This window comes from Sulfurimonas sp. NW15, from assembly GCF_051132285.1.
GTDB lineage: Bacteria > Campylobacterota > Campylobacteria > Campylobacterales > Sulfurimonadaceae > Sulfurimonas > Sulfurimonas hydrogeniphila.
Genome location: NZ_CP093237.1, coordinates 98,557 through 119,267, shown reverse-complemented (window position 1 = coordinate 119,267; position 20,711 = coordinate 98,557). Strand labels below are relative to the sequence as shown.

Genomic DNA, 20,711 nt, shown 5'->3' with positions numbered 1-20,711 from the left:
CCCGTGAGTATAAAAATTTTTCTCCTTATCCCCTTTTTTATACTCAATCTTTGGGCAAATGAGAGAGTTGTCTCTCTGAGCCCATCCATCACCGAAATAATTTACGGTCTGCATCGCGACAATTTACTTGTTGCTACGAGCAGTTATTCGCTTTATCCAAAAGCAGCACAAAAACTGCCTGTCATCGGAGGATACCAAACGCCTAACATAGAAAAAATTATAGCATTTTCTCCTACACTTGTCATCGGACAGACTTTCAATCAAAACACATTAAACAGACTGAAAAAATTTCATATAAAAACACTGATGCTCAGACTCAAAACCTTGTCTGACATACAAAATTCCATAAAAAAACTCGGCGAAACCCTCGCTGCGCAAAAGAACGCGAAAAAACTTAATACAAACATAACTAATGCACTAACAAACGCAAAGAAATCCAAACATCCGCACAGTGTCATGATCGTTTACGGGCTCAAAGAAGATTTGCGAAACGGCATTTATATAGCGGGGCATGACATCTTTTTTAACGACATTATCAAAGCCTGTGGCAACACAAACGCCTACACCGCACATACAACAAACCAGCCTGTTTTAAATTATGAAAATGTTATTGCTTTAAACCCGGAGCAGATCATCATTTTACATTCACATGCCACCGAGCCCAATGTCAATGTGAAAAAAGCTTTGCAAAACTGGTATGCTCTGCCAACCAAAGCCGCAAAAAACAAAAAAATCTCTGTTGTAGATGAAGATTATCTGCATATTCCCTCACAAAGAGTGGCTTTAACCATTCAGCGACTCTGCAGGCAAATGAATGATTAAGCTCAGTGCACTTACATGTAACTATAAAAACAAAACTGTTTTTGAAAACATTTCATTGGAGACAGATACCCACCTGAGTATTCTCGGTGCAAACGGTTCTGGCAAGAGTACACTGGCAAAAGCCATCTGTTCTCTTGTGCCATACAAAGGTGAAATATTGCTTGAAGATACAAACATACAGGCACTTTCTCTCAATGAAAAAGCAAAACTCATTACTTATATTCCTGCAAAACTCGAAATTTATGATCCGGACATATCAGTAAGAGACTTTGTGGTTTTAGGCAGATTTGCCTATAAAAAAAGTTTTTTTGACTACTCTGATGAAGATAAAAAAATTGCAAAAGAGATGCTCTCCTTTTTAAATATTTCGCATCTTGGCCGACATCTTGTCAGTGAACTCAGTTCAGGAGAACAACAGTTGGCTCTCATTGCACAGGCACTCACGCAGCAAAGCAAAATCATTATTTTTGATGAACCTACAGCAAATCTCGATCCGCACAATTCAAAAATAATTGCAAATCATATAAACGAGCTCAAAAAAAGACATACTGTTATACTTATCACCCATGATCTGCATCTTGCCGCCTACATTAATACGCCAGTTCTTTTTCTAAAAAACAAATCGGCAGTTTACTACGAAAAAGAGTTTTTTCATGATACTACACTCGAACAGCTTTACGGTGTTAAATTTGCATCCTTGGCGGTAAAGTATGATTAGAAAACTTATCTGGCTGGCATTGACAGCGGTATTTTTACTCTCGGCTTTTGTCGGTTCTGTTGATTTGCATCTGCAAAATATCTTTCATCCAAACTCTCTTGATGCACAGATTTTCTTTGCTCTGCGCCTTCCCAGGGTGCTTTTCACTTTTTTTGCAGGTGCTGTTTTGGCACTCAGCGGACTGCTGTTTCAAACGCTCTTTAGAAATGCCCTGATGACGCCATACACTTTGGGAATATCGAGCGGAGCGGTTTTGGGTGCTGGCATTGCCATAAAACTTTCACTCGGCACTCTCCTTTTCGGTTTTGCCGCCATTTCTGTTTTTGGATTTTTTGGCGCTTTGTTTACTGTCTTTTTACTCCTGTATCTTTCCCGGTTTTTACGCCAGAGTCATGCAGAATCTCTTTTACTTTTAGGTATTGCACTTTCGCTTTTTTACAGTGCCCTGTTGATGGTCATCTTCTATCTTGGCAGTGCGATGCAAAATGATATGCTCATTCGTTTTACAATGGGTTCTCTCTCCGTTATCGGCTGGCAGTATCCTCTTATCATCAGCTTTTCCGCCATCATACTCTTTATCGCTGTTTACATGTACCGGTTTGAATTGCAGCTTCTGAGTATTTCGCAAGACCAGGCCCAACTCAAAGGAGTCAATACAAAAAAAGTCACTGTTATTTTGCTTGTCATCTCCTCTTTTGCTATCGGTACTCTTGTCAGTATCAGCGGACCTATCGGTTTTGTCGGATTAATTGTGCCTCATATTGTCCATAAACTCTATCCTGTAAACATCAGCAAAAGAATCATAAAAACAACACTCTTTGGCGGTCTTTTTTTGGTACTGTGTGATACAGTTTCACGAACACTGCAGACACAAAGTGAATTGCCTATCGGAATCATTACCGCCATTATCGGCGGGCCGTTTTTTATCTATCTTATCATCTCAAGAGCGCAAAAACGCTAACAAAGGAATCTATATGGGTTATGAAACATGGGTGCAAGAACATGCAGAAGCACATAAAAAAATAATTGACAAACTCCTACAGCAGGGGCTAAACAAACAGCAGATCATCGACTACTTTGATTTTGAAAACATGAAAGAAAAAGAGAGTGATTTTTGTCCGCTTTATGCCAAAAATAAAAAATGCCATGATATGGAGAGCCTCAACTGCTATCTTTGTTCCTGTCCGAATTTTCGTTTTAATGACAAGGGTTTTAAAAAAACAGAAGACAAAACACAGTTTAGTTATTGTGCAATCGAGTCAAAAGACGGCAAACAGGGCATTTACGGCGAAGCAATCCATCAAGACTGTTCCGGATGCAGTGTACCGCATCACAGAGCCTATGTCGAGAAACATTTTGACCTGGACTGGGCAAAGATTATGAAAGTCTGCCAGGTTTAAATGGGTGTCAAAACAGAATTAACGCTTGAACAACTGCGTCGGATTTTTCCCGACTATGGTTTTAAGCAAATTATCCCCACAACAAACGGCATAATGGATACAACCTACATTGTAAAAAACAGCAAAAACAGCTATATTTTAAAAAAATATGAAAGAGAGACGAGCAAAAAGGTGCAAACAGAACAGGCACTTTTAAAGCATCTCTTTACATGTAAACTCAATACACCGCAGTTTTTGGAAGAAAAAAACGGCTGGTATCTCTACTCAAAACTCCAGGGCAGTATGCCAAAAAACATACAACTCTTCCATATTCGCGCACTCGCAAGATTTTTGGCACGATTTCATACTGTGAGTAAAGATTTTACGGATGCATCTCCTTTTTTAAACGCATACAATATCAACAGTATGCTGGATTTTGTAAAGAAAAATCATTTTTATTATTATAAAAAGCTCTGCTCACTGCAAAATTTACGCCAAAAGAACGAAGGTTTCATCCATGGAGACATTTTCAAAGACAATACCCTTTTTCACAAAAACAACATAGCCGTATTTGATTTTATAGACGGCGGTTTGGGAGAGTTTGCCTTTGACGCGAGCGTAGCCCTGCTCTCTTTCAATCCAAAAAACAGGCAACTCTACACAAAAATGTTCTTGGCAACATACAACCAAAAAAGAAATAAAAAAATCACCACAGCAAAGCTACAAAAACAGCGTAACATAGCAGCAAACTTCTATGCCCTTCTGCGAATAAACCATGACAAAAAAACAAAACGTGCCAAAGAAATGTGTAGTACCTTCTAAAAGTTACTGACACGGAATTTTAAACGGTCTCTTTGTTATGTCTTTATGCAACATCTTCGAATGATACTTCAAGCATACTCTCAATGTTTAAATGATAATCAATAGCTTCCCATTCAATACCTGTATTCATGCAGATGAATTTATACTCTTTGAGTTGAGAGATAGAAGCCTCTTTGAGAGGTTTATACCACTCCATAGGAGTTGAGATGATTCTGCCATCTTCAAGTTTTACATGTAAGTATTCATCATCAAAGTGAACTTCTTTACCTTTAATTAAACCATTTTTATTGAGTAAAGTTGGCAATTATCATTCCTAGCCTTTATTTGATAGTATTATAGCAAAAATTAGATTTGTGGAGATTTCTTAGCAGTTTATTTTGAACATAACGGGGGGGGGTGTTCAACCCAATGATTTGTTAGGTTCTAAACAATCTTTCAATTTACTAATAGTATTTTCAACCAGATATTTATTAAATTGATATAATAAAAATTTTTTCAATTTATTATCATTTTTATTATTTTCTAAAAATTGAGTTAATTTTTCATTTAGATTTTTCCAAAAAATCAACTCATCAGTTAAATAACAATGAGATAACTTATTATCTATATAATAGTGATCGCCATATCTGGAATGTAGTATTTCAACTAGTCTTGATATATTTTTATTTTCAGATTTAGTTAATATATCTACAAAATTCTGAACATCTAATTGATTAAAAATTGGAATTGACCTATATTCTTCCAATAATAAATTACTCAACTTTCGCACATAGATTTCAATAAATTTACGAACTTAAGTTGAGTCTAAAAGCCCATAAATAGCCACTTTTTAGTATAATTTTGTTCCTACAACATCATTATAAAGGCTATTTTATGGAGCTTGCAAATTATATCAATTATGCTATGAAGAGTTTATTAAAGAATCCAATACTTGAAGTGCTTCAAGAGATAAAAATCACAAAGATTTTAAAGCAAAGTAACTTCATAAAAAGAGAAGTTGGATATCCACCCTTTCAAATAATTCTGCATTTTCTCTATATGCTTGTGATGCAGAAACGCCAATCAAGCTTTATCAAACAGAGTGAGAGTGCATTTGGTAAAGATGCCTACTATCGATTTATAAAGAGAGTCGTTATAACTGGCGAAAACTTTTTACTCTTAAGCAACAGCACTTTTGCAAAAGATAAAACCACTGTATAAACAGGGTGAACATCGTCTGCTTTATTATTGATGACACAGTAGAGCCAAAGAGGGCAGCAACTCATTGAAGGTAGCTGCAAATATATATGGAGCAATAAAGAACACCGAACCATCAATGCACTCAATATAGTATCTCTCAATTATGCAGATTCACATTCAACTTTTCAACTTGACTTTTCTTTTCGGATGAATGATAGCAGAAGAAAAGATATATCAGAGTTTACAACAAAACTTCATCACAGAAGCAACGCTCATCAGCGAAAAAATGAGATTACCAAAGGTAAAAACATCCTTGCAATTGAGATGCTCGAGCGAGCCTTAGATAACGGTGTAGAAGCTGATTATCTCCTTATAGATAGTTGGTATGCTAAACCAAATTTTATTCAACAGGCAGAGAATTTAGGTATGCCTGTGATTGCAAGATTGCCGAACAACAACCTCATTTGGAATTTTAAAGGTAAAAATAAAACTCTCAATACGATCTATGACAGTTTAAAAAATATCCGCCACAAACAGAGTGGCAAGCACGGTAAAATTTCTTACAAATACTTTGATAAAATTGTAGAGCATGCTGTTTTAGGCAAGGTGAAGTTGGTATTTCTTCATACAGGTAAAGATTTACTTGTTTTTATCTCTACAGACTTGCAACTCTGTGCTAAAGAGATTTTAGCAACTTATAAAAAGCGATGGAATATTGAACAAGGCTATAAAGACTTACGAAACCTCTTTGGTTTGGGTCAAGAGGAGAATAGAATCTATGAAGCACTCATTGCAAAAATTACACTCTCAATGTTTGCATATAACATTGTAAGCTATATCAACCGCTTAAAACATGAGCCTCAAACACTTGGGGAACTCTTTAGAGATTTAGAATGTGAACTTGAATCCTTGGCAATATCGATGCAACTTTTTATAAAAATACTCACAAAAATCTCTGAAATACAAAATGTTGTCAAGGACAATAAAAATTTCTTACAGATTATCGCTGTTCTCAGTGCTTATACACAAAAAGAGTTAGGTTTTATGTGCGAAAGTTGAGTAAATTAGTTAAAAACTCTTCATTTAAAGTTTTTATAGATTCTAAAAACTGTGCTACTAATTTTTTTTGTTTATTTATTTCTTCACTATTATAAATCTTTTTGTTTTCTTCTATTATTTTTGAAAAAATATTTCTAAAATCTTGATCATCTTCACCCATATAACCCAATCCAGTTCTATTAAATCTAATTCTATCCTCAAAAAGTTGATTTTTCCAATTTTGATGATTTTGATATTTATTGCGAATACAAGTATCAACTTGGTTTGTAATATCCTCTATTGACAAATTACATAATTTATTTTTACTAAAAAATATAAGTAATGCAATTACATGTATGAAATGTTCAGGAATTTCATATTCACAATTATTGAATTTATTAAGCATATCGTTAAGATTATTACTAAAATCTTCATCTGACAACTCTCTATAATGCCATAATTTGACCCAAGATGGCTGTGCTTTTTCTTTTTTCTCTAAAAAGAAAGTTAAATTACTTATTAATTCATTTAATTCTTCTTTTTGAATTGAATTATCTATAAGAATTTCAACCCAATTCTTTCCATCAAATAAAGGATTGTTTTGAATATTATATTTTTCATATATTTTTTCAATATTTGTTTTTTCTTTATTTTTATTATCCGAAAAATTCCATATTAATTTATTTCTTTTTAGAAGTTCTTCTCTTTGTAAATTAGCACTTTTTAGCTCAATAGATAAAGCAAAAAAATTATTTATTAAAATTGAAATAAAATCTTTATTATTTAGATATTCTATATTAATATGTTTGATAAAATATTCAAAATCAAGTAAAATTTGCGATATATGTCTTAAATTATTATAGTTAGCTTTTTCATAAATATTTTTGATTAAATGAATATTTGAAATTAATATTTCTTTTGATGTGTCAGTTTTGTTTTTTATAAAAGAAATTAATATTTGTTCGAATGAATGTTTAACTTCAAATGTTTTGCCAATAACTTTTTCTTTAAATTCTCTATATTCAGTTTTATCAATTTTTTCTTCATTTGCCAATATTATAACTTTGAAATTAGATTGTTCTATCAAATAATTTATATATCCAAGTATCTCTTTTAAATTAATTTCTGTTCTTTCTAAATCATCAAAGATAAAAACTATTTCCTGTTTGGATTTTTCATTGTCTGAAAAAAAATCTAAAAGATTAAATTCTTTTAAATCTATCTTTGCGGTTCCATCTTTTTTATCATCATTGTTCCAATCAAAATTTATACCTAATTTCAGAGCACCTTTTAATATATTACCTGTAAGTTTTGCATATTTGGAACCTAATAATGGGTGTAAATTCTGAAAAATCTCCTCATCAATAGAATTTGTATTCTTTAAACCAAAAAGACTTATTTTAATAAATTTAATATTTTTATCTTAAAAATTATTTATATAAGATTGTATAAAATGTGTTTTACCACTTCCCCATTTACCATTTAATAAAATTGCATATTCTGGATTTTCTAATGATAGATAATTATTTAAATATTCTACAATATGCTTATTTGGATTTATTGTTTTTTCTTCTTGATTATCCATTTTAATTCCCATCATTTTATAAAGTAAGATTTTTATTTTATTAAATATCATATATACTGAACCTAACGATCGAATATAGCCATAAGTCGCCGCTAGGCTACTTATTGGATACTATGTTTTGTTGTGTGATTTCTGGTATAGAAGTTCTGGGTCTAAGTCTAAATGGTTATCCCACTCTATACTGTCAAAACATACTTTTACACTCTTGAATAGTGTTTTATTTTTTAACTCTTTAAATTTTCCTACATTAAGATATGGTTTTACATCAAATAACTTTTCTTCTTCATTCTCAAATTTTAATAATAAAAAATAATCATCAAGTGGTTTTACATCTTTAACTGCTAAATACATTTTATTTCTCCTATCTTAAAGGGTCTATTTTAAAAGGCAACTCACCATTTTGTGCTAATACCCAATCAGTTAGTAAATCTTCTTGTCTTAACTAAACCCATGCTAAAACTAATCTAAGTTTTTTCTTATGAAGTTTACCTTGTGTTAGTTCTACTTTTTTGATGTCTATAACTGCTTTTTCACCTTGATAATAAACATGAATATGTAGTGGATTATGCTCGTTGGGAGCACAATACATTCTTATAATAATTCCGTAAAACATTGATATTGTTGGCATTTATTTTATCCTTATCATCTCTGTATTTTTTTCTTTATAACATTCAAATCTCTTATCATTTAAATATCTATCTTTAAATTCTTTATTTGTTTTTATTTTAATAACTTTTCTTGCATCTGCTATTTTTACTTTTCCAGATTGTTCTTTTATAAAATCATAGATTATGTTATCTAAATTATTATCATTAGTTAAAGGTTTTTTTACATGATCGATTACTTTAGACATTATAGATTTGTCGCTTTCATTCCAAATCACACCCCTGCAATTTGGAAAATTTCTACAACCAAAAAACTTTTTACTTTTATATTTACCATCTTTTTTAGATATTCTTTCAACCATTCCTCCACCACAATCTGGACATTTGAGAGGAGTATCTTCTATTATTGTCGTTGGTTCTGATTTTGTCTGTATAGCCTGAAGATTTTCTTGTATTTGTCTTGTTCGATTAGATGAAATTTTTATCTCTTTGTTCTCATCTATATTATGTATTTTTACATACATATTTTGTAAAAAATCTTGAATATCAATAATATTGTTATTTTCTTCTTTAAATAAAACATTAGATATAGTTTTTGGAATAGCTGAAAAACCAAATAATGCACCACATAAGCCAAAAGCCATTTTAAAAGTTTTCATATTATTTTCTTTTAGAACATTTAGAAGTTTTTCTAAATCATCTCCTCTCAAAATAAAATAAGCTATTGATTTAAGTAAAATATCATAATTTTTTATATCTACACTTTCAGCTTCAAATGGTTCATAGTTTTTTATATTTTTCATTAAGTTTCTAATATATTCAATACTTTTATCTTTTCCATCAAAATTAGTATCTTTAAAATTATCACCTATCTTTTTAAGAAGTTCAAATCTATCTATTTTAAAATCTTCTTTACTGTTAATTCTATCAAAACAAATAATATCATTAATTATATTTTTATATAATTCAGAGATATCATTATGATTAGCAAATGATGTCAATTTGTTATTATTTAAATTTAAAGTTTTATATACAGCTACCTTTGAACTTTTAATCATTTTTTCAAGGTGTTTATTTTCTTCTTCATTTATCTTATAAATAACTTGATAATCTGCATTTTCTTGTGCTTGTTGTCTTTTGTATTTATTATCATCTAAAGTTTCATTAATATTGTTTTTTATTATTGAATTAAGATAAATTTCTCCTAATGTATAACAAAAATAAAATCCTTTAATTTTATTGATTAAAACATCATTGTATATATGTTGTTTTATATCAATATTTTCTTCAATAATTTTTTCTAAATATTTTTCTTCCCATTTAAAACTATCTGCTTTATTTATTATTTCTATTTTAGTTTGATATAAAGGTAATAATTTTGTTTCTATACTTGGTTCAGCTTTTATAAGAGTTATTCTTTTATGTTCCTCGTTTAGAAATAAAAATTTAACTTTATTTGGATGAAGATATATAGTTTGTGAAATTTGAAAAACTTCAATACTATTGATTTTATCAATTATATTTAAATCTTTTATCATATCTTTAGAAATTTCTATAATCAACGGATAATTATCTAATTCATCATCATTAATCTCAAAATATGGAATTTTAGTATAGGCAATTAGACTATGCTTAAGCCTACTAGGTTCTACTATTTCAAATCTCTTATATCCAAAATTTCTATTTTCATAAAAAGATTTTGGAGATATTGATTCTGTTGATAAAATATTGTTAAAATTTAGTGTCGTTGTTGGTATATATAATTTTTCCATTTTTTAAATCCTTACCAATCTATATCTTCAGTTGTTAAAGAAGTTTCATATAGGTTTTCTGTAATATTATTTAGGAATGGAACTAAATTATCAGAATACATAATAAATAAATCTTGATAAGTTCTTGTAATAGCCACATATAAAGCATTCATATTGTCTTGCTTATTGTTTGGAAACTTATCTTCACAATCAGGTAGGAATACTGCTTCAAATTGTAAACCTTTACTGCTATGATAAGTAATTAGTTTAGGTAAAGTATTGCTAAAATCTAAATCCATAGAATTATTAAATTTTACTTCTGTTTGAAATCCTTTTGAATTAAAATAATTATATGCTTCTTCTACATCTCTATTTGTTTGTAAAAATATACCTACATCATCATAGCCTCTTGTTTTTATAATATCCATTATTCCATCAAGTTGTTCATTTAAGTTGTTGTATTTTAATACTTTAGGCAATTCAACACCTTCAACTTGGCATCTTATTTCTAATTCATCTCCTGTGTTTTCAAGATATGTTGCAAATCTTGCGATTTTTTTTGGTAATCTATGATTAAAAACTAAAGTTTCCATTGGATATTTTGTAATATATGCTATATCCTCCATTGATAATGGGTTGTCATTTTTAAAAGCATAAAGTTGTTGTGCACTGTCCCCATAGCTTATTAATGCTTTATTGGCTTTTTCTTTGAGTATATTAATTTCACTTTCATCAAAATCTTGAACTTCATCAACTACTAAATAATCAGCATCTGGATATCCCTGTCTTTTCCATTGCTCAAAATGTAAAATTCTATCACCATTTAAGCCAATTTCTACAATACCATCTTCCATATATTTTCTTAAGGTTTTTGTAAAAATAATAAAATAAAAACTTCCCTTATTTTCTTCTTGAATCTGCTTAACTTTCCAAAGTGCTAAAATTGATTTTCCACTACCTGCACATCCTTTGACTATAAAAGAGTTATCAACTCTTCTTTGTACTACCTTTACTTGATAGTTATCAAATTCCGATTCATTTATATAAAAACTTCTTTTTGCCATCTTTTACCCCTAAACTATACTTTGATTATTGAAATTATGTTTTTTAATATTTTGTTTTACTAAATTAACTGAATGATTTGCATAACAATAAGTACATAAATGGTTGCAAGTGTTATACATACCTATATCTTTACTCATTATACAGCCACACTCTTTTCTTTGCCCTTTATCTTTCAGCTTTATATTTGGTGAGTAGTCATCTCCAAAAAGAGAAGCAGTATTATCTATACCTAGCCAATTTAAAATTTTTTTATCATTCTTGCCAATTTTATATATTAACTCATCATCCACACATTTATTATGTTTTATATTAAATTGTTCTAGTTCAATTTTTTCCGTACAAGTTGATAACTCTAAATTCCATTTTTGATTTAATTCTTTCAGTTTTTTTGAAAAATCCATTATATCATATTGTGAAAATTCTCTAAAAGATGTGTCTTGCTCATAAAGATTATTTTGAACTTTTTTATAAACCTCAATATCAGCAAAACTAAATACGAGTTTTTCTGTGTAACTACAGATTTGATTTCCAATATTTTTAATTTTTTCTAATAAATCATCTACAGAAATAAAATCACTTAATATTAAAGGATCAAATCTCCAAATAACTTTTTCTTTTCCTATTAAATTTGACAATTCTTTAAAAGTATTAATTCTATTTTCTAATTTTGGAACATTTGGTTCTAAATTCTCTTTTTCGTAATCATTAAGTGTAAATTGAAAATAGTATTTGATATCTCGTTTATTTAATTCTTGTAAATGAGGAATTATTAGCTTTGGATTTTTTGACCAAAAAACAATAACTTTTGTTTCGTCAAAAGACACATATTGAATTTTTTGATTGAAAGGGTTTTTCCAAGTTACATAACCTTTTTCTAGTCTATTAAAAAACCATTTACTGAAAAATGCTGGTATGTCTGTTGAACGACTTGCTGAAATGATAAATGGAGTTATTGCTTCTACCTCTTGATTCTCATCATTTATTATTATCTTTTTATTCCAACTTTTCATTTTATACCCTAAATGCCGTTATACTATTTTTTTCAGAAGTATGATGACAATATTTTGTTTCACTTTGTGTTTGACCTACAATACAACCTGTCTCCATTTTATCTAAAATATTATCAGCAAATTCTTTATTGGCTAAAATTCTATATGTTATTTTTGACATATCATTTTGTTTGCCTATGTGTGAAATATAAAATATATTATTTGTAAAACAATCTTCTAAGCATATTTCTTCATTTGTATAACAACTTGTTGGAATAATTGTTTTATAGCTTTCTAAATTATTTTTTATAAATCTATTTACTTGGTTATTTAGTAGAATTGGTAAAAATTGAGAATTAATCTTTATTGTAACATCAACTATTGATAAAAAACCGTCACTCGATAAATGTGTTAGATAATAATCACAAAATTCATAGTAAGCGTTATTGTCATTATGTAAAATTTCATTAATCATTTTAGATGTAGTGATAACATCATAACTATTTTCAAAATACATTTTAGAGTTTTGATATAGTTCATCTATATTATTAAAACTTATATATTGACAATTTAGGCTAATATTTAAACTATATTTAATTTGAATTTTAGAAACTATTTTTTGAAGAATTTCTAATGCCTCTTTATTTCCATCAATGGCTAAAATATTGATATTTATTTTATTTGATGAATTTTCTACAATACTCATTAAAAGTCCCAATAAATTTCCACCAGTTCCAGAACCAATATCTAATATATTAATCTCTTTCTTATCAAGATAAGTCTTCTTGATGACATCATTATTAAATAAATTTTTAAAAATTAAATAACTCTCTGCATAACTTCTTGGAAAATATGTACCTAAATATATTAAATTTTCATTTTGGTCAAGATGTAAGTTTTTATTAAATTTAGTATAGTCTGGCTCATATTTTGCATTTAATTTGTTGAAAATTAGTTCATCTATATAAATTGGTAATTTTATACTTTTTTGCACTTTGCTCCTTTCACACAACGTTTAAGGAGAGCAATATTTTACCCGCCCTTGGGTAAAATATTGGCTCCTGCGTTTTGTTATATTTTAATCATATTCACCATAGTCAGGGTCTATTGTACCAAAGTAAATAGTATCAATAGGGTCAATAACTTCAACAGATTCAATATCTAATTTATTAATATCACCTTCTAAATCACCTACTATAGTTATTAATATTTCAGACTCAAATTCTACTTCAACGGTAACACTATTACTACCTAATGAAACATAGTCTTTATCGATAGAATCTCTGATGGAAAATGAAAAATCTCCTTCAGCTTCAATAGTTATTGAAGCTAATACTTCTAAGACAATCCATCCTTCCTCAACATCTACTTCAACCATTCTAAATTTATTATCAGGTAGTAACAATTTTTTAAAACTTGTATATACCCCATCTCCTTCTACTAAAAAAGAAGAGTCTGCTTCTTGATGTGGAGTCAACCCTTCTATTACAGATTCTAGCTGAATTTCAATTGAATGAATAAATCCATTCAATTGGTTGTTTTTCATAGCACTTTCAAGGTTTGGGATAAATGTATATGGTATATTTGTTTTATTAAAAGTCGCCAATCCTTCAACAAAATCGTCTTGATAATTAATGTTCTCTGAACTATCGCAATAATTCTTCCAATCTTTATCCTTAGCTATAGCTAATACAGAAAAATTATTTTCTTCTGCCCATTTTTCTACAGCTAAAAGTATTATTGCATCAGGAAATTCATTTTTTTTCTTTCCTGTTTCTGCGAAAGGTGGTTTATTAGAAAAGTATTGTTCAAGAAGTTTTTCAACAGAAACATATTTAGAACTTTCTATTATTAATGCTCCTGTGTTTTCAATGAAACTGGATAAACGAGAGATAGCTAGATTTTCAACTTCTTCACTATCAATCAATAGTTTTTTTGCATTATTAAGGGCACTTCCATCAAAAAATAGATGATCACCTGCATCGTTAATAGATTTTTCTAAAGCATTTCGTGATACTTTAATTTTTTTTTCTAAATGATTCTGAACTTCACTTTTGATTACATCAGGAAGTATAAATTTTATATGACTTTTTTTAAATTGATTTAATTTACTTAAAAGTCCAGACTCCAGTTTTAAAGCATTTCCATTAAAGATAGAAGTGTCAACAAGGATTGCATCGTACTCTATTATTTCTTCTGTATCCCTCATCTCTATTGATGTCCTTTGTAATATAACTATTTATTAACACACATTATAGGTAGAACAACCTTAAATCACACAATTAACTGTCAATATAAATGTGTGTTATTTGTTAATATTCGTACATAACACACAAAATATTGCTTAAAGTTTTTCTTTCAAACCAAGTAAAGTTAGTAAACTTTTGGTAAAATCCGCGTATGAAACACGGTGCCAATATATATAAATATGCAAAACAACTCGGATGCAGGAGTGATGAGATTATAGACTTTTCATCAAACATCAATCTTTATCAACCCCAGAGTGCTTTACATGTAACCAATAGTACCATTACAAAATATGCCCAAAGCAATTACACAACACTCAAAACGGCTATTGCACACAATTATGGTCTGAAAAAATCACAAATTTCTTTGTATAACGGAGCGACTGCCGCTGTTTATGCTTTGTTTGAGGCATTAAAACAAAAAAAGGTCACTTTGTATGCGCCTCTCTACGGCGAATATGAAAAAGCGGCCCTCCAAAGCAAAAAAGATGTTTACAAAATCAACCGAATTGAAAATATCGACGCAACCGTTGCAAAAAACTCCATTGTTGTTTTTGTCAACCCTTCTACGCCTGAAGGGAGTTTTTACGAACTTGCAACACTTTTTGCTTACTGGAAAAAGCAAAAATGTACCGTTATTTTGGACGAAAGCTTTTTGGAGTTTGAGAATCATCCCTCTTTGCGGCAGATGATTCAAAACTATAAAAAGCTCTATATCGTTCAGTCATTTTCCAAGTTTTACAGCTGTCCAGGGGTGCGAATCGGTGCTATTTTTTCAAACAAAAAAAATATCACAAAATTGCATCCGCCGCTTTGGAATATCTCTTCACTCGATGCGGCATTTTTGCAAAAACGTCTTGGCGATAAAACTTTTAGAGAAAAAAGCCGCCAACTGCATACGATACAAAAACAGGAACTGCTTGATATTCTAAAAAAATGCGGACTTTTTGAACAGATCGTGCATAGTGATGCAAACTTCATTCTGACACAATCATCACAGGCGGAAGAAATTTTTTCTCATCTGCTCAGACAGAAGATACTCGTCAGAACCTGCGGCAGTTTTGATTATCTTACAGACAGATGGCTTCGCTTTGCCGTAAAAGACAGACAATCACATACAGCACTGCAAAATGCACTTACAACTTACCCAGGAGAAAACCAATGAAAATTATACTTAGCCTGCTACTCGTAGCCTTTAGCCTTTTTGCTCGCGCTGACTTGGACGAATACGCCCAGAAAATGGGCTTTCAACGCGATTATTACGCAGCCCTTGCCAAAGCAAAAAAAGAGCAGCGTCCCCTGATGCTTGTTGTAACCAAAGCAGAATGTCCCTGGTGCGACCGTCTTGAAGACCGCACTTTCACCAATCCGACAGTGCATAAACGCTTAAACAAAGAAGTGGTTGTTGTGCTTGTATATAAGAATTTTGATGAGGGAGAATACCCTGCCGAAAAATTTCCGGCACCCTTTAGCCCCCGTATCTTTTTCGTTGACCCTGCTACGCAAAAAACACTGCTTATTGTTAACGGCTATGTCAAAGCAGACAGCTTTCTTCAAGAACTCGATACACTGCAAATGCTGTGGCGCAAATAAGCTATGCACTCTCTGAGCATCTTCGGCACCAGTAGTGATGCGGGCAAATCCACACTTGCCTTTGCCCTGACCTATCTTTTACACCACAGAGGTTTGCATGTAGCCCCTTTTAAAGCACAGAATGTCTCGAACAATTCGCTTGTTACCGACATTGGCAACGGTGAAATAGCCATTCCTCAGGCCTTTGCTGCCGAATCTATCGGGCTCAAAACTACCCCTCTTTTTAATCCCATACTCTTAAAATCAGGCGGAGCGAGCAGAGCCCACATGATTATCAACGGGAAAAGTGTCGGCGATACGGATGTCTGGAGCTATTACAAAGACATAAACCGGCTCAAACCCATCGTCAAAAAAGCATTTGCTTCTTTGCAAAAAGAGTATGACTGTATCATTGCCGAGGGGGCGGGCAGTCCGGTTGAGCTCAATCTGATGAGCAAAGACCTCTCAAACATCTATGTAGCCCAGGAATTTCAAACAAAGATAGTACTTGTCGCAGACATTCAAAGAGGCGGTGTTTTTGCCTCCATTTACGGAGTTTACAATCTTTTGCCGAAAAAACTGCGTAAAAATGTCATCGGTGTAATTGTCAATAAATTTCAGGGTGACATCTCTTTGTTTGATGAGGGGGTCCAAATCATTGAGAAAGATTTTGGCATCAAAGTTTTAGGTGTCGTTCCTTTTAAACCCTTTAATCTCGGCTTTGAAGACTCTGCTTCACTGATGGGCTACACACAGAACACTTCCAGGTCCATCATAAAAGTCGGTGTCGTCAAACTTCCGCACATCAGTAACTTTACCGATTTTGAGCCTCTTGTTGCGGATGCGGAAATTGAGCTGAACTTTATTGAGAGTGTGAATGAAGCAAAACATTATGACCTGCTCATCATTCCCGGAAGCAAGCTGGTTGTCGATGATTTGCTTTGGCTGAAAAAACGCGGTTTTGAAACTGTCTTAGATGACAAACAGAGACACGTCATAGCGATCTGCGGAGGTTATGAGATGCTGTTTGAGCAAATTCTTGACCCCGAGCATATAGAATCAGAAAAAGAAGTGACACAGGGATTTGGACGTTTTAAAGGAGATGTTGTTTTTCAAAAAGAAAAAATTGTACAAAAAGGCTGTTATAACCTCCAAGGCATTATGGTAGAAGGATATGAGATTCACAACGCTGTCGCCAAAAAACGTGCCAAAAAAAAGAAAAACCTCTACGGCACCTTTGTTCACGGGCTTTTTGAAAGCGATGCCTTTCGCTATAAAGTTTTTCACAGACTCAACAAAAAGTACAAAGGTTATAATTTTAAAGCATTTAAAAAAGAGACTATTGCCGACTTTGCCGAGCATATCGCTTTACATGTAAACATAGACGCTATCCACAAGGCACTGGATGATACATAATATTTTCATCGCACTCTTTGCCTACCTCATCGACAGAAAATTCGGGGAGTTCTCCTTCATAAAACATCCTGTAATCGTTATAGGCGAGATTATCACTTTTTTTGAGGAAAAATTCTACAAGGACTCTGTAACACGCGGCTGTTTGTTAGTTCTGTTTGTGCTGGGAACTGTGAGTTTTTTCACTGTTTCACTCTACCTCTATCTGCAGCTTTTCAACACCTTTGTAAACATTCTCATCAGCTCCTTTATAGCCTCCATGTTTATCGCCCATAAGATGCTGCGAGACTCTGTGCGGAATGTCTTACATGTAAAGAACAAAAAAGAGGCGATTGCCATGCTGGTATCACGCGACACGCAGGATATGAGTGAAAGTGATATCTATAAGGCAGCGATTGAGACCTATGCCGAAAACCTGAGTGACGGCGTTGTCGCCCCGCTCTTTTATCTGCTGCTGTTTAATCTGCCGGGCATTGTCATTTACAAAGCCGTTAACACCATGGACTCTATGGTCGGCTATAGAAATGAAAAGTATGAAAAATTCGGAAAATGTGCGGCAAAACTTGACGATATCGCGAACTTCATTCCCTCAAGGCTGACGGCACTGCTCATTCTGTTCCTTGCAAAACAGAAAAACATTTTTGCCTTTTATGCAGACGGAAAAAAGCACGAGAGCCCCAATGCAGGACATCCCATCACTGCCATGGCACTGGCTTTACATGTAAAGCTTGGCGGAGACACATATTATTTTGGCAAACTCAAGAAAAAAGCACATTTTGGCGAAGGCAAAACAAAAATAGAAAAAACAGATGTGCAAAATGCATTGAAACTTCTCTAAAGCAAATCATTTACAGTAATTTTTGCTATAATTTACATCATGAAGCGAGAAACACTCAATAAAAAAACACAGATATCAAATGATATACTCTTCTATATATATACACATATTGATACCGACATCAATATGGATGAGCTGGCCCAGCAGTTTAACATCAGCAAAGTCTATATGCACAAGATCTACAAAGAGGTTTTCGGAAGAAATATTTATGAAAGCATCAAATCTATCAGGTTGCAAAAAGCCTCTTCTTTGCTGCTGACAAACAAATATTCCACTATCACTCAGATAGCCGCTTTGTGCGGATACAGCTCACAGACCTCTTTCATTCGTGTTTTTAAAGAGAGATTTTCCATGACTCCTACGGCATGGAAAAAAGGCGGACACAAAGAGTACTCCCAAACTATTCTTGCAGAATCAAAAAAAGCAATCGCCTCCAATGCAAACTATAATAACATTGAAGCAACTATAGTCAATATGCCGCAAATCGAAGTTTACTATATGCGGCACAACGGCTACAATGACCAAATCAAACAAACCTGGCAGAAAGTGCAGACATGGACCTACAGCAACAATATTAAAGACTACGAGCATATTGCCCTTTTTCATGACAATCCTACGGTCACACACCTTGAAGAGTGCCAGTATGTCGCCTGCATAAAAGTCAATGATAAAAGCAAAATTGATTATGAAAGACTGCCAAAACTCAACATTGCAAAAGGTGTCTATGCCAAATTTGACATTACCGGTGCCGATGGAGATTTTTTACACTTTTTATACTGGGTTTACACAGAATGGCTTCCAAACAGCGAATACGAAACAACGACCCAACCACCCTACGCAATCTACAAAAAGAACAAATATCTCTCTGATGACAATCATTTTGATTTAAGCTTTTACCTCTCAATCAAGTTTTAACACAAACCCTTTAAAACAGGCATATTCAGAATGGTCAGCTTTTCAAAAGTAAAAATTCTGAATAAAAATTGAAGATATTTAGAATAATATTCGTATATAAATAGATTAAAAATAGATAATTTTAACAATAAAACCTGTAAAGACTTAATCTTTTATTTTTATTAAAATACCGGCATGTTTTCAAATGTAGGTGGAAATCATTATCAAAATGATGATTTCTCAAATATTATGAAGGATTTTATTAAGGAGAATTAAAATGGCAAAAAGAACTATTACAGTAGCACGCGGGGACGGAATCGGTCCTGAGATTATGGATGCAAGCATCAGAGTACTTGATGCTGCCGGCGCAGATGTAGAGTGGGAACACATTGATGTTGGAGAAAAAGTATACCTTGCAGGAAATACTTCAGGAATTACTGATGAAGCATGGGAGTCTATCAAAAAGAACAAAGTGCTTTTCAAGGCACCGATTACAACACCTCAGGGAGGCGGATACAAAAGTTTAAATGTAACTATCCGCAAAACACTTGGCTTGTATGCGAATGTTCGTCCGGCTATCTCTTATGATCCGTTTATACCTTCAAGATACCCGGGTATGAATGTTGTCACTATTCGTGAGAATGAAGAAGATTTATATGCAGGGATAGAGCACCAGCAAACACCGGAAGTAACACAGTGTTTAAAGATTATTACAAGACCGGGTTGTGAAAAAATATGCCAGTACGCATTTGAATATGCCAAAGCATACGGCAGAAAAAGAATTACATGTATGATCAAAGACAACATCATGAAAATAACAGATGGTCTTTTTGTAAAAGTATTTTACGAAACTGCCAAAAAATACCCTGAAATTCAGGCAGATGACTGGATTATAGACATCGGTATGGCAAAACTTGTTGATGCGCCTGAAGATTTCGACATGGTGTTAATGCCTAACCTTTACGGAGATGTTGCAACAGATATACTTGGACTTATGACTGGTTCTGTCGGGATTGCACCGGGTGCGAATGTTGGTGCCGATATAGCAATGTATGAAGCAATTCACGGTTCTGCACCGCGTCATGCCGGAAAGAACAAAGCAAATCCGTCAGGTCTTTTACTCTCTGGTGTGATGATGATGGTACAGGTAGGACAGCCTGAAGTAGCTGAAAAAGTACACAATGCCTGGTTGAAAACCATTGAAGACGGTATTGTGACATACGATCTTGCCAGAAAACTCAAAGCACAGGGCAAGGAACATACAGAAGTCGGAACAAAAGAGTTCGCTGATGCTGTCATTGAAAGACTGGGACAGGAGCCATCAACACTTGCTCCTGTAAGATATGACAAAGCGATTCAGATCAAAAAACCTGTTCTGTCAAATGTAAGAAACGAAAAAATGGATCTTATCGGTGTGGATATCTTTACAAGAGATGACTGTGATGCAAATACTATCGGTGACAAACTGGTTGAGCTGGCAAAAGATACAGGTATGGCACTCAAAATGATCTCTAACCGTGGTCAGAAGGTCTACCCGAACGGTCACCCGGAAACTTTCCTGACAGACCACTGGAGATGCAGATACTATGCTAAAAACCAAGGGGATATCATAAGCAACAGTGATATTACAGATATGATGAACAGAATTGATGCAGCAGGCATAGAGGTTATCAAAACTGAAAACCTTTATATGCTTAACGGTGAACGCGCATACTCTTTAGGACAAGGCGAATAAAAACCATACCTTTATCCCTCCTTTTTTAGGGGAAAAGGAGGGAAATACCACATAAAGATA

At 32.7% G+C, this 20,711-nt stretch carries 22 protein-coding genes and 1 pseudogene; 13 read left to right on the top strand and 10 right to left on the bottom strand.

From position 1 onward, the window contains the following. Positions 1-3: 3 nt before the first annotated feature. From MLC52_RS00550 to MLC52_RS00530, 5 genes are read left to right on the top strand one after another with little or no spacing between them, the layout of a single operon-like run. Positions 4-822, top strand: coding sequence for an ABC transporter substrate-binding protein (locus MLC52_RS00550; RefSeq protein ID WP_434580782.1), 819 nt, complete (start codon positions 4-6; stop codon positions 820-822). Beyond that, positions 815-1,540 (top strand): ABC transporter ATP-binding protein, encoded by a 726-nt coding sequence (locus tag MLC52_RS00545; RefSeq protein ID WP_434580780.1) that lies wholly within the window; start codon positions 815-817, stop codon positions 1,538-1,540. The genes MLC52_RS00550 and MLC52_RS00545 overlap by 8 nt, the downstream gene beginning before the upstream one ends. Beyond that, positions 1,533-2,501, top strand: coding sequence for a FecCD family ABC transporter permease (locus MLC52_RS00540; RefSeq protein WP_434580778.1), 969 nt, complete (start codon positions 1,533-1,535; stop codon positions 2,499-2,501). Before MLC52_RS00545 ends, MLC52_RS00540 begins: the two co-directional genes overlap by 8 nt. Positions 2,502-2,514: 13 nt before the next feature. Further along, positions 2,515-2,940, top strand: coding sequence for a hypothetical protein (locus MLC52_RS00535; RefSeq protein WP_434580776.1), 426 nt, complete (start codon positions 2,515-2,517; stop codon positions 2,938-2,940). Further along, positions 2,941-3,741, top strand: coding sequence for a phosphotransferase (locus MLC52_RS00530; RefSeq protein WP_434580774.1), 801 nt, complete (start codon positions 2,941-2,943; stop codon positions 3,739-3,741). 43 nt (positions 3,742-3,784) lie between these two features. On the opposite strand, the gene MLC52_RS00525 is transcribed toward MLC52_RS00530, so the two are convergent. After that, the gene (locus MLC52_RS00525) at positions 3,785-4,045 is read right to left on the bottom strand and encodes a DUF2442 domain-containing protein (RefSeq protein ID WP_434580772.1); all 261 of its coding nucleotides are present in this window, start codon (positions 4,043-4,045) and stop codon (positions 3,785-3,787) included. A gap of 96 nt (positions 4,046-4,141) precedes the next feature. Then, a complete protein-coding gene (locus MLC52_RS00520) occupies positions 4,142-4,486 on the bottom strand; it encodes a hypothetical protein (RefSeq protein WP_434580771.1) in 345 nt (114 codons plus the stop codon). A gap of 128 nt (positions 4,487-4,614) precedes the next feature. On the opposite strand from MLC52_RS00520, the gene MLC52_RS00515 reads away from it, so the two are divergent. Further along, the gene (locus MLC52_RS00515) at positions 4,615-4,941 is read left to right on the top strand and encodes a hypothetical protein (protein ID WP_434580769.1); all 327 of its coding nucleotides are present in this window, start codon (positions 4,615-4,617) and stop codon (positions 4,939-4,941) included. A 63-nt stretch (positions 4,942-5,004) separates the two neighbouring features. Then, positions 5,005-5,979: a transposase gene (locus tag MLC52_RS00510; protein WP_434581612.1), complete on the top strand. Its 975-nt coding sequence runs from the start codon at positions 5,005-5,007 to the stop codon at positions 5,977-5,979. Here MLC52_RS00510 and MLC52_RS00505 read toward each other — a convergent pair. From MLC52_RS00505 to MLC52_RS00470, 8 genes and pseudogenes are all read right to left on the bottom strand, one after another. Then, positions 5,963-7,543: pseudogene (locus MLC52_RS00505) on the bottom strand (P-loop NTPase fold protein). The gene MLC52_RS00510 and the pseudogene MLC52_RS00505 overlap by 17 nt on opposite strands. 111 nt (positions 7,544-7,654) lie before the next feature. After that, on the bottom strand, positions 7,655-7,894 hold the full coding sequence (locus tag MLC52_RS00500; protein ID WP_434580767.1) for a DUF2442 domain-containing protein: 240 nt from the start codon (positions 7,892-7,894) through the stop codon (positions 7,655-7,657). A gap of 91 nt (positions 7,895-7,985) precedes the next feature. Next, a complete protein-coding gene (locus tag MLC52_RS00495; RefSeq protein WP_434580765.1) occupies positions 7,986-8,171 on the bottom strand; it encodes a DUF4160 domain-containing protein in 186 nt (61 codons plus the stop codon). Further along, on the bottom strand, positions 8,172-9,920 hold the full coding sequence (locus MLC52_RS00490; protein ID WP_434580764.1) for a topoisomerase DNA-binding C4 zinc finger domain-containing protein: 1,749 nt from the start codon (positions 9,918-9,920) through the stop codon (positions 8,172-8,174). Between the two features lie 11 nt (positions 9,921-9,931). Then, complete coding sequence (locus tag MLC52_RS00485) at positions 9,932-10,963, bottom strand: 3'-5' exonuclease (protein WP_434580762.1); 1,032 nt, start codon at positions 10,961-10,963, stop codon at positions 9,932-9,934. A 9-nt stretch (positions 10,964-10,972) separates the two neighbouring features. After that, the gene (locus MLC52_RS00480; protein WP_434580760.1) at positions 10,973-11,974 is read right to left on the bottom strand and encodes a DUF1848 domain-containing protein; all 1,002 of its coding nucleotides are present in this window, start codon (positions 11,972-11,974) and stop codon (positions 10,973-10,975) included. 1 nt (position 11,975) lies between these two features. Beyond that, positions 11,976-12,947 carry a hypothetical protein gene (locus tag MLC52_RS00475; RefSeq protein ID WP_434580758.1) on the bottom strand — a complete coding sequence of 324 codons (972 nt, stop codon included), beginning with the start codon at positions 12,945-12,947 and terminating at the stop codon, positions 11,976-11,978. Between the two features lie 84 nt (positions 12,948-13,031). Further along, on the bottom strand, positions 13,032-14,162 hold the full coding sequence (locus MLC52_RS00470; RefSeq protein ID WP_434580757.1) for a PIN domain-containing protein: 1,131 nt from the start codon (positions 14,160-14,162) through the stop codon (positions 13,032-13,034). A gap of 191 nt (positions 14,163-14,353) precedes the next feature. Here MLC52_RS00470 and MLC52_RS00465 point away from each other — a divergent pair, with 191 nt between their 5' ends. From MLC52_RS00465 to MLC52_RS00440, 6 genes are all read left to right on the top strand, one after another. Beyond that, on the top strand, positions 14,354-15,364 hold the full coding sequence (locus MLC52_RS00465; protein WP_434580755.1) for an aminotransferase class I/II-fold pyridoxal phosphate-dependent enzyme: 1,011 nt from the start codon (positions 14,354-14,356) through the stop codon (positions 15,362-15,364). Then, complete coding sequence (locus MLC52_RS00460; protein WP_188109997.1) at positions 15,361-15,792, top strand: thioredoxin family protein; 432 nt, start codon at positions 15,361-15,363, stop codon at positions 15,790-15,792. The genes MLC52_RS00465 and MLC52_RS00460 overlap by 4 nt, the downstream gene beginning before the upstream one ends. A gap of 3 nt (positions 15,793-15,795) precedes the next feature. Further along, positions 15,796-17,187, top strand: a complete 1,392-nt coding sequence (locus MLC52_RS00455; RefSeq protein WP_434580753.1) for a cobyric acid synthase — start codon at positions 15,796-15,798, stop codon at positions 17,185-17,187. Then, complete coding sequence (cbiB, locus tag MLC52_RS00450; RefSeq protein ID WP_434580751.1) at positions 17,177-18,022, top strand: adenosylcobinamide-phosphate synthase CbiB; 846 nt, start codon at positions 17,177-17,179, stop codon at positions 18,020-18,022. The genes MLC52_RS00455 and cbiB overlap by 11 nt, the downstream gene beginning before the upstream one ends. A gap of 39 nt (positions 18,023-18,061) precedes the next feature. Beyond that, a complete protein-coding gene (locus MLC52_RS00445) occupies positions 18,062-18,937 on the top strand; it encodes an AraC family transcriptional regulator (RefSeq protein ID WP_151901388.1) in 876 nt (291 codons plus the stop codon). A 256-nt stretch (positions 18,938-19,193) separates the two neighbouring features. Further along, positions 19,194-20,651, top strand: coding sequence for an NADP-dependent isocitrate dehydrogenase (locus tag MLC52_RS00440; protein WP_151901389.1), 1,458 nt, complete (start codon positions 19,194-19,196; stop codon positions 20,649-20,651). Positions 20,652-20,711: the final 60 nt, after the last annotated feature.

Excerpts from the sequence above, each read along its gene's own strand:
- MLC52_RS00545 (WP_434580780.1), top strand. The coding sequence starts at position 815 with ATGATTAAGCTCAGTGCACTTACATGTAACTATAAAAACAAAACTGTT.
- MLC52_RS00540 (WP_434580778.1), top strand. The coding sequence starts at position 1,533 with ATGATTAGAAAACTTATCTGGCTGGCATTGACAGCGGTATTTTTACTC.
- MLC52_RS00535 (WP_434580776.1), top strand. The coding sequence starts at position 2,515 with ATGGGTTATGAAACATGGGTGCAAGAACATGCAGAAGCACATAAAAAA.
- MLC52_RS00530 (WP_434580774.1), top strand. The coding sequence starts at position 2,941 with ATGGGTGTCAAAACAGAATTAACGCTTGAACAACTGCGTCGGATTTTT.
- MLC52_RS00515 (WP_434580769.1), top strand. The coding sequence starts at position 4,615 with ATGGAGCTTGCAAATTATATCAATTATGCTATGAAGAGTTTATTAAAG.
- MLC52_RS00500 (WP_434580767.1), bottom strand. The coding sequence starts at position 7,894 with ATGTATTTAGCAGTTAAAGATGTAAAACCACTTGATGATTATTTTTTA.
- MLC52_RS00495 (WP_434580765.1), bottom strand. The coding sequence starts at position 8,171 with ATGCCAACAATATCAATGTTTTACGGAATTATTATAAGAATGTATTGT.
- MLC52_RS00490 (WP_434580764.1), bottom strand. The coding sequence starts at position 9,920 with ATGGAAAAATTATATATACCAACAACGACACTAAATTTTAACAATATT.
- MLC52_RS00485 (WP_434580762.1), bottom strand. The coding sequence starts at position 10,963 with ATGGCAAAAAGAAGTTTTTATATAAATGAATCGGAATTTGATAACTAT.
- MLC52_RS00480 (WP_434580760.1), bottom strand. The coding sequence starts at position 11,974 with ATGAAAAGTTGGAATAAAAAGATAATAATAAATGATGAGAATCAAGAG.
- MLC52_RS00470 (WP_434580757.1), bottom strand. The coding sequence starts at position 14,162 with ATGAGGGATACAGAAGAAATAATAGAGTACGATGCAATCCTTGTTGAC.
- MLC52_RS00465 (WP_434580755.1), top strand. The coding sequence starts at position 14,354 with ATGAAACACGGTGCCAATATATATAAATATGCAAAACAACTCGGATGC.
- MLC52_RS00460 (WP_188109997.1), top strand. The coding sequence starts at position 15,361 with ATGAAAATTATACTTAGCCTGCTACTCGTAGCCTTTAGCCTTTTTGCT.
- MLC52_RS00455 (WP_434580753.1), top strand. The coding sequence starts at position 15,796 with ATGCACTCTCTGAGCATCTTCGGCACCAGTAGTGATGCGGGCAAATCC.
- cbiB (WP_434580751.1), top strand. The coding sequence starts at position 17,177 with ATGATACATAATATTTTCATCGCACTCTTTGCCTACCTCATCGACAGA.
- MLC52_RS00445 (WP_151901388.1), top strand. The coding sequence starts at position 18,062 with ATGAAGCGAGAAACACTCAATAAAAAAACACAGATATCAAATGATATA.
- MLC52_RS00440 (WP_151901389.1), top strand. The coding sequence starts at position 19,194 with ATGGCAAAAAGAACTATTACAGTAGCACGCGGGGACGGAATCGGTCCT.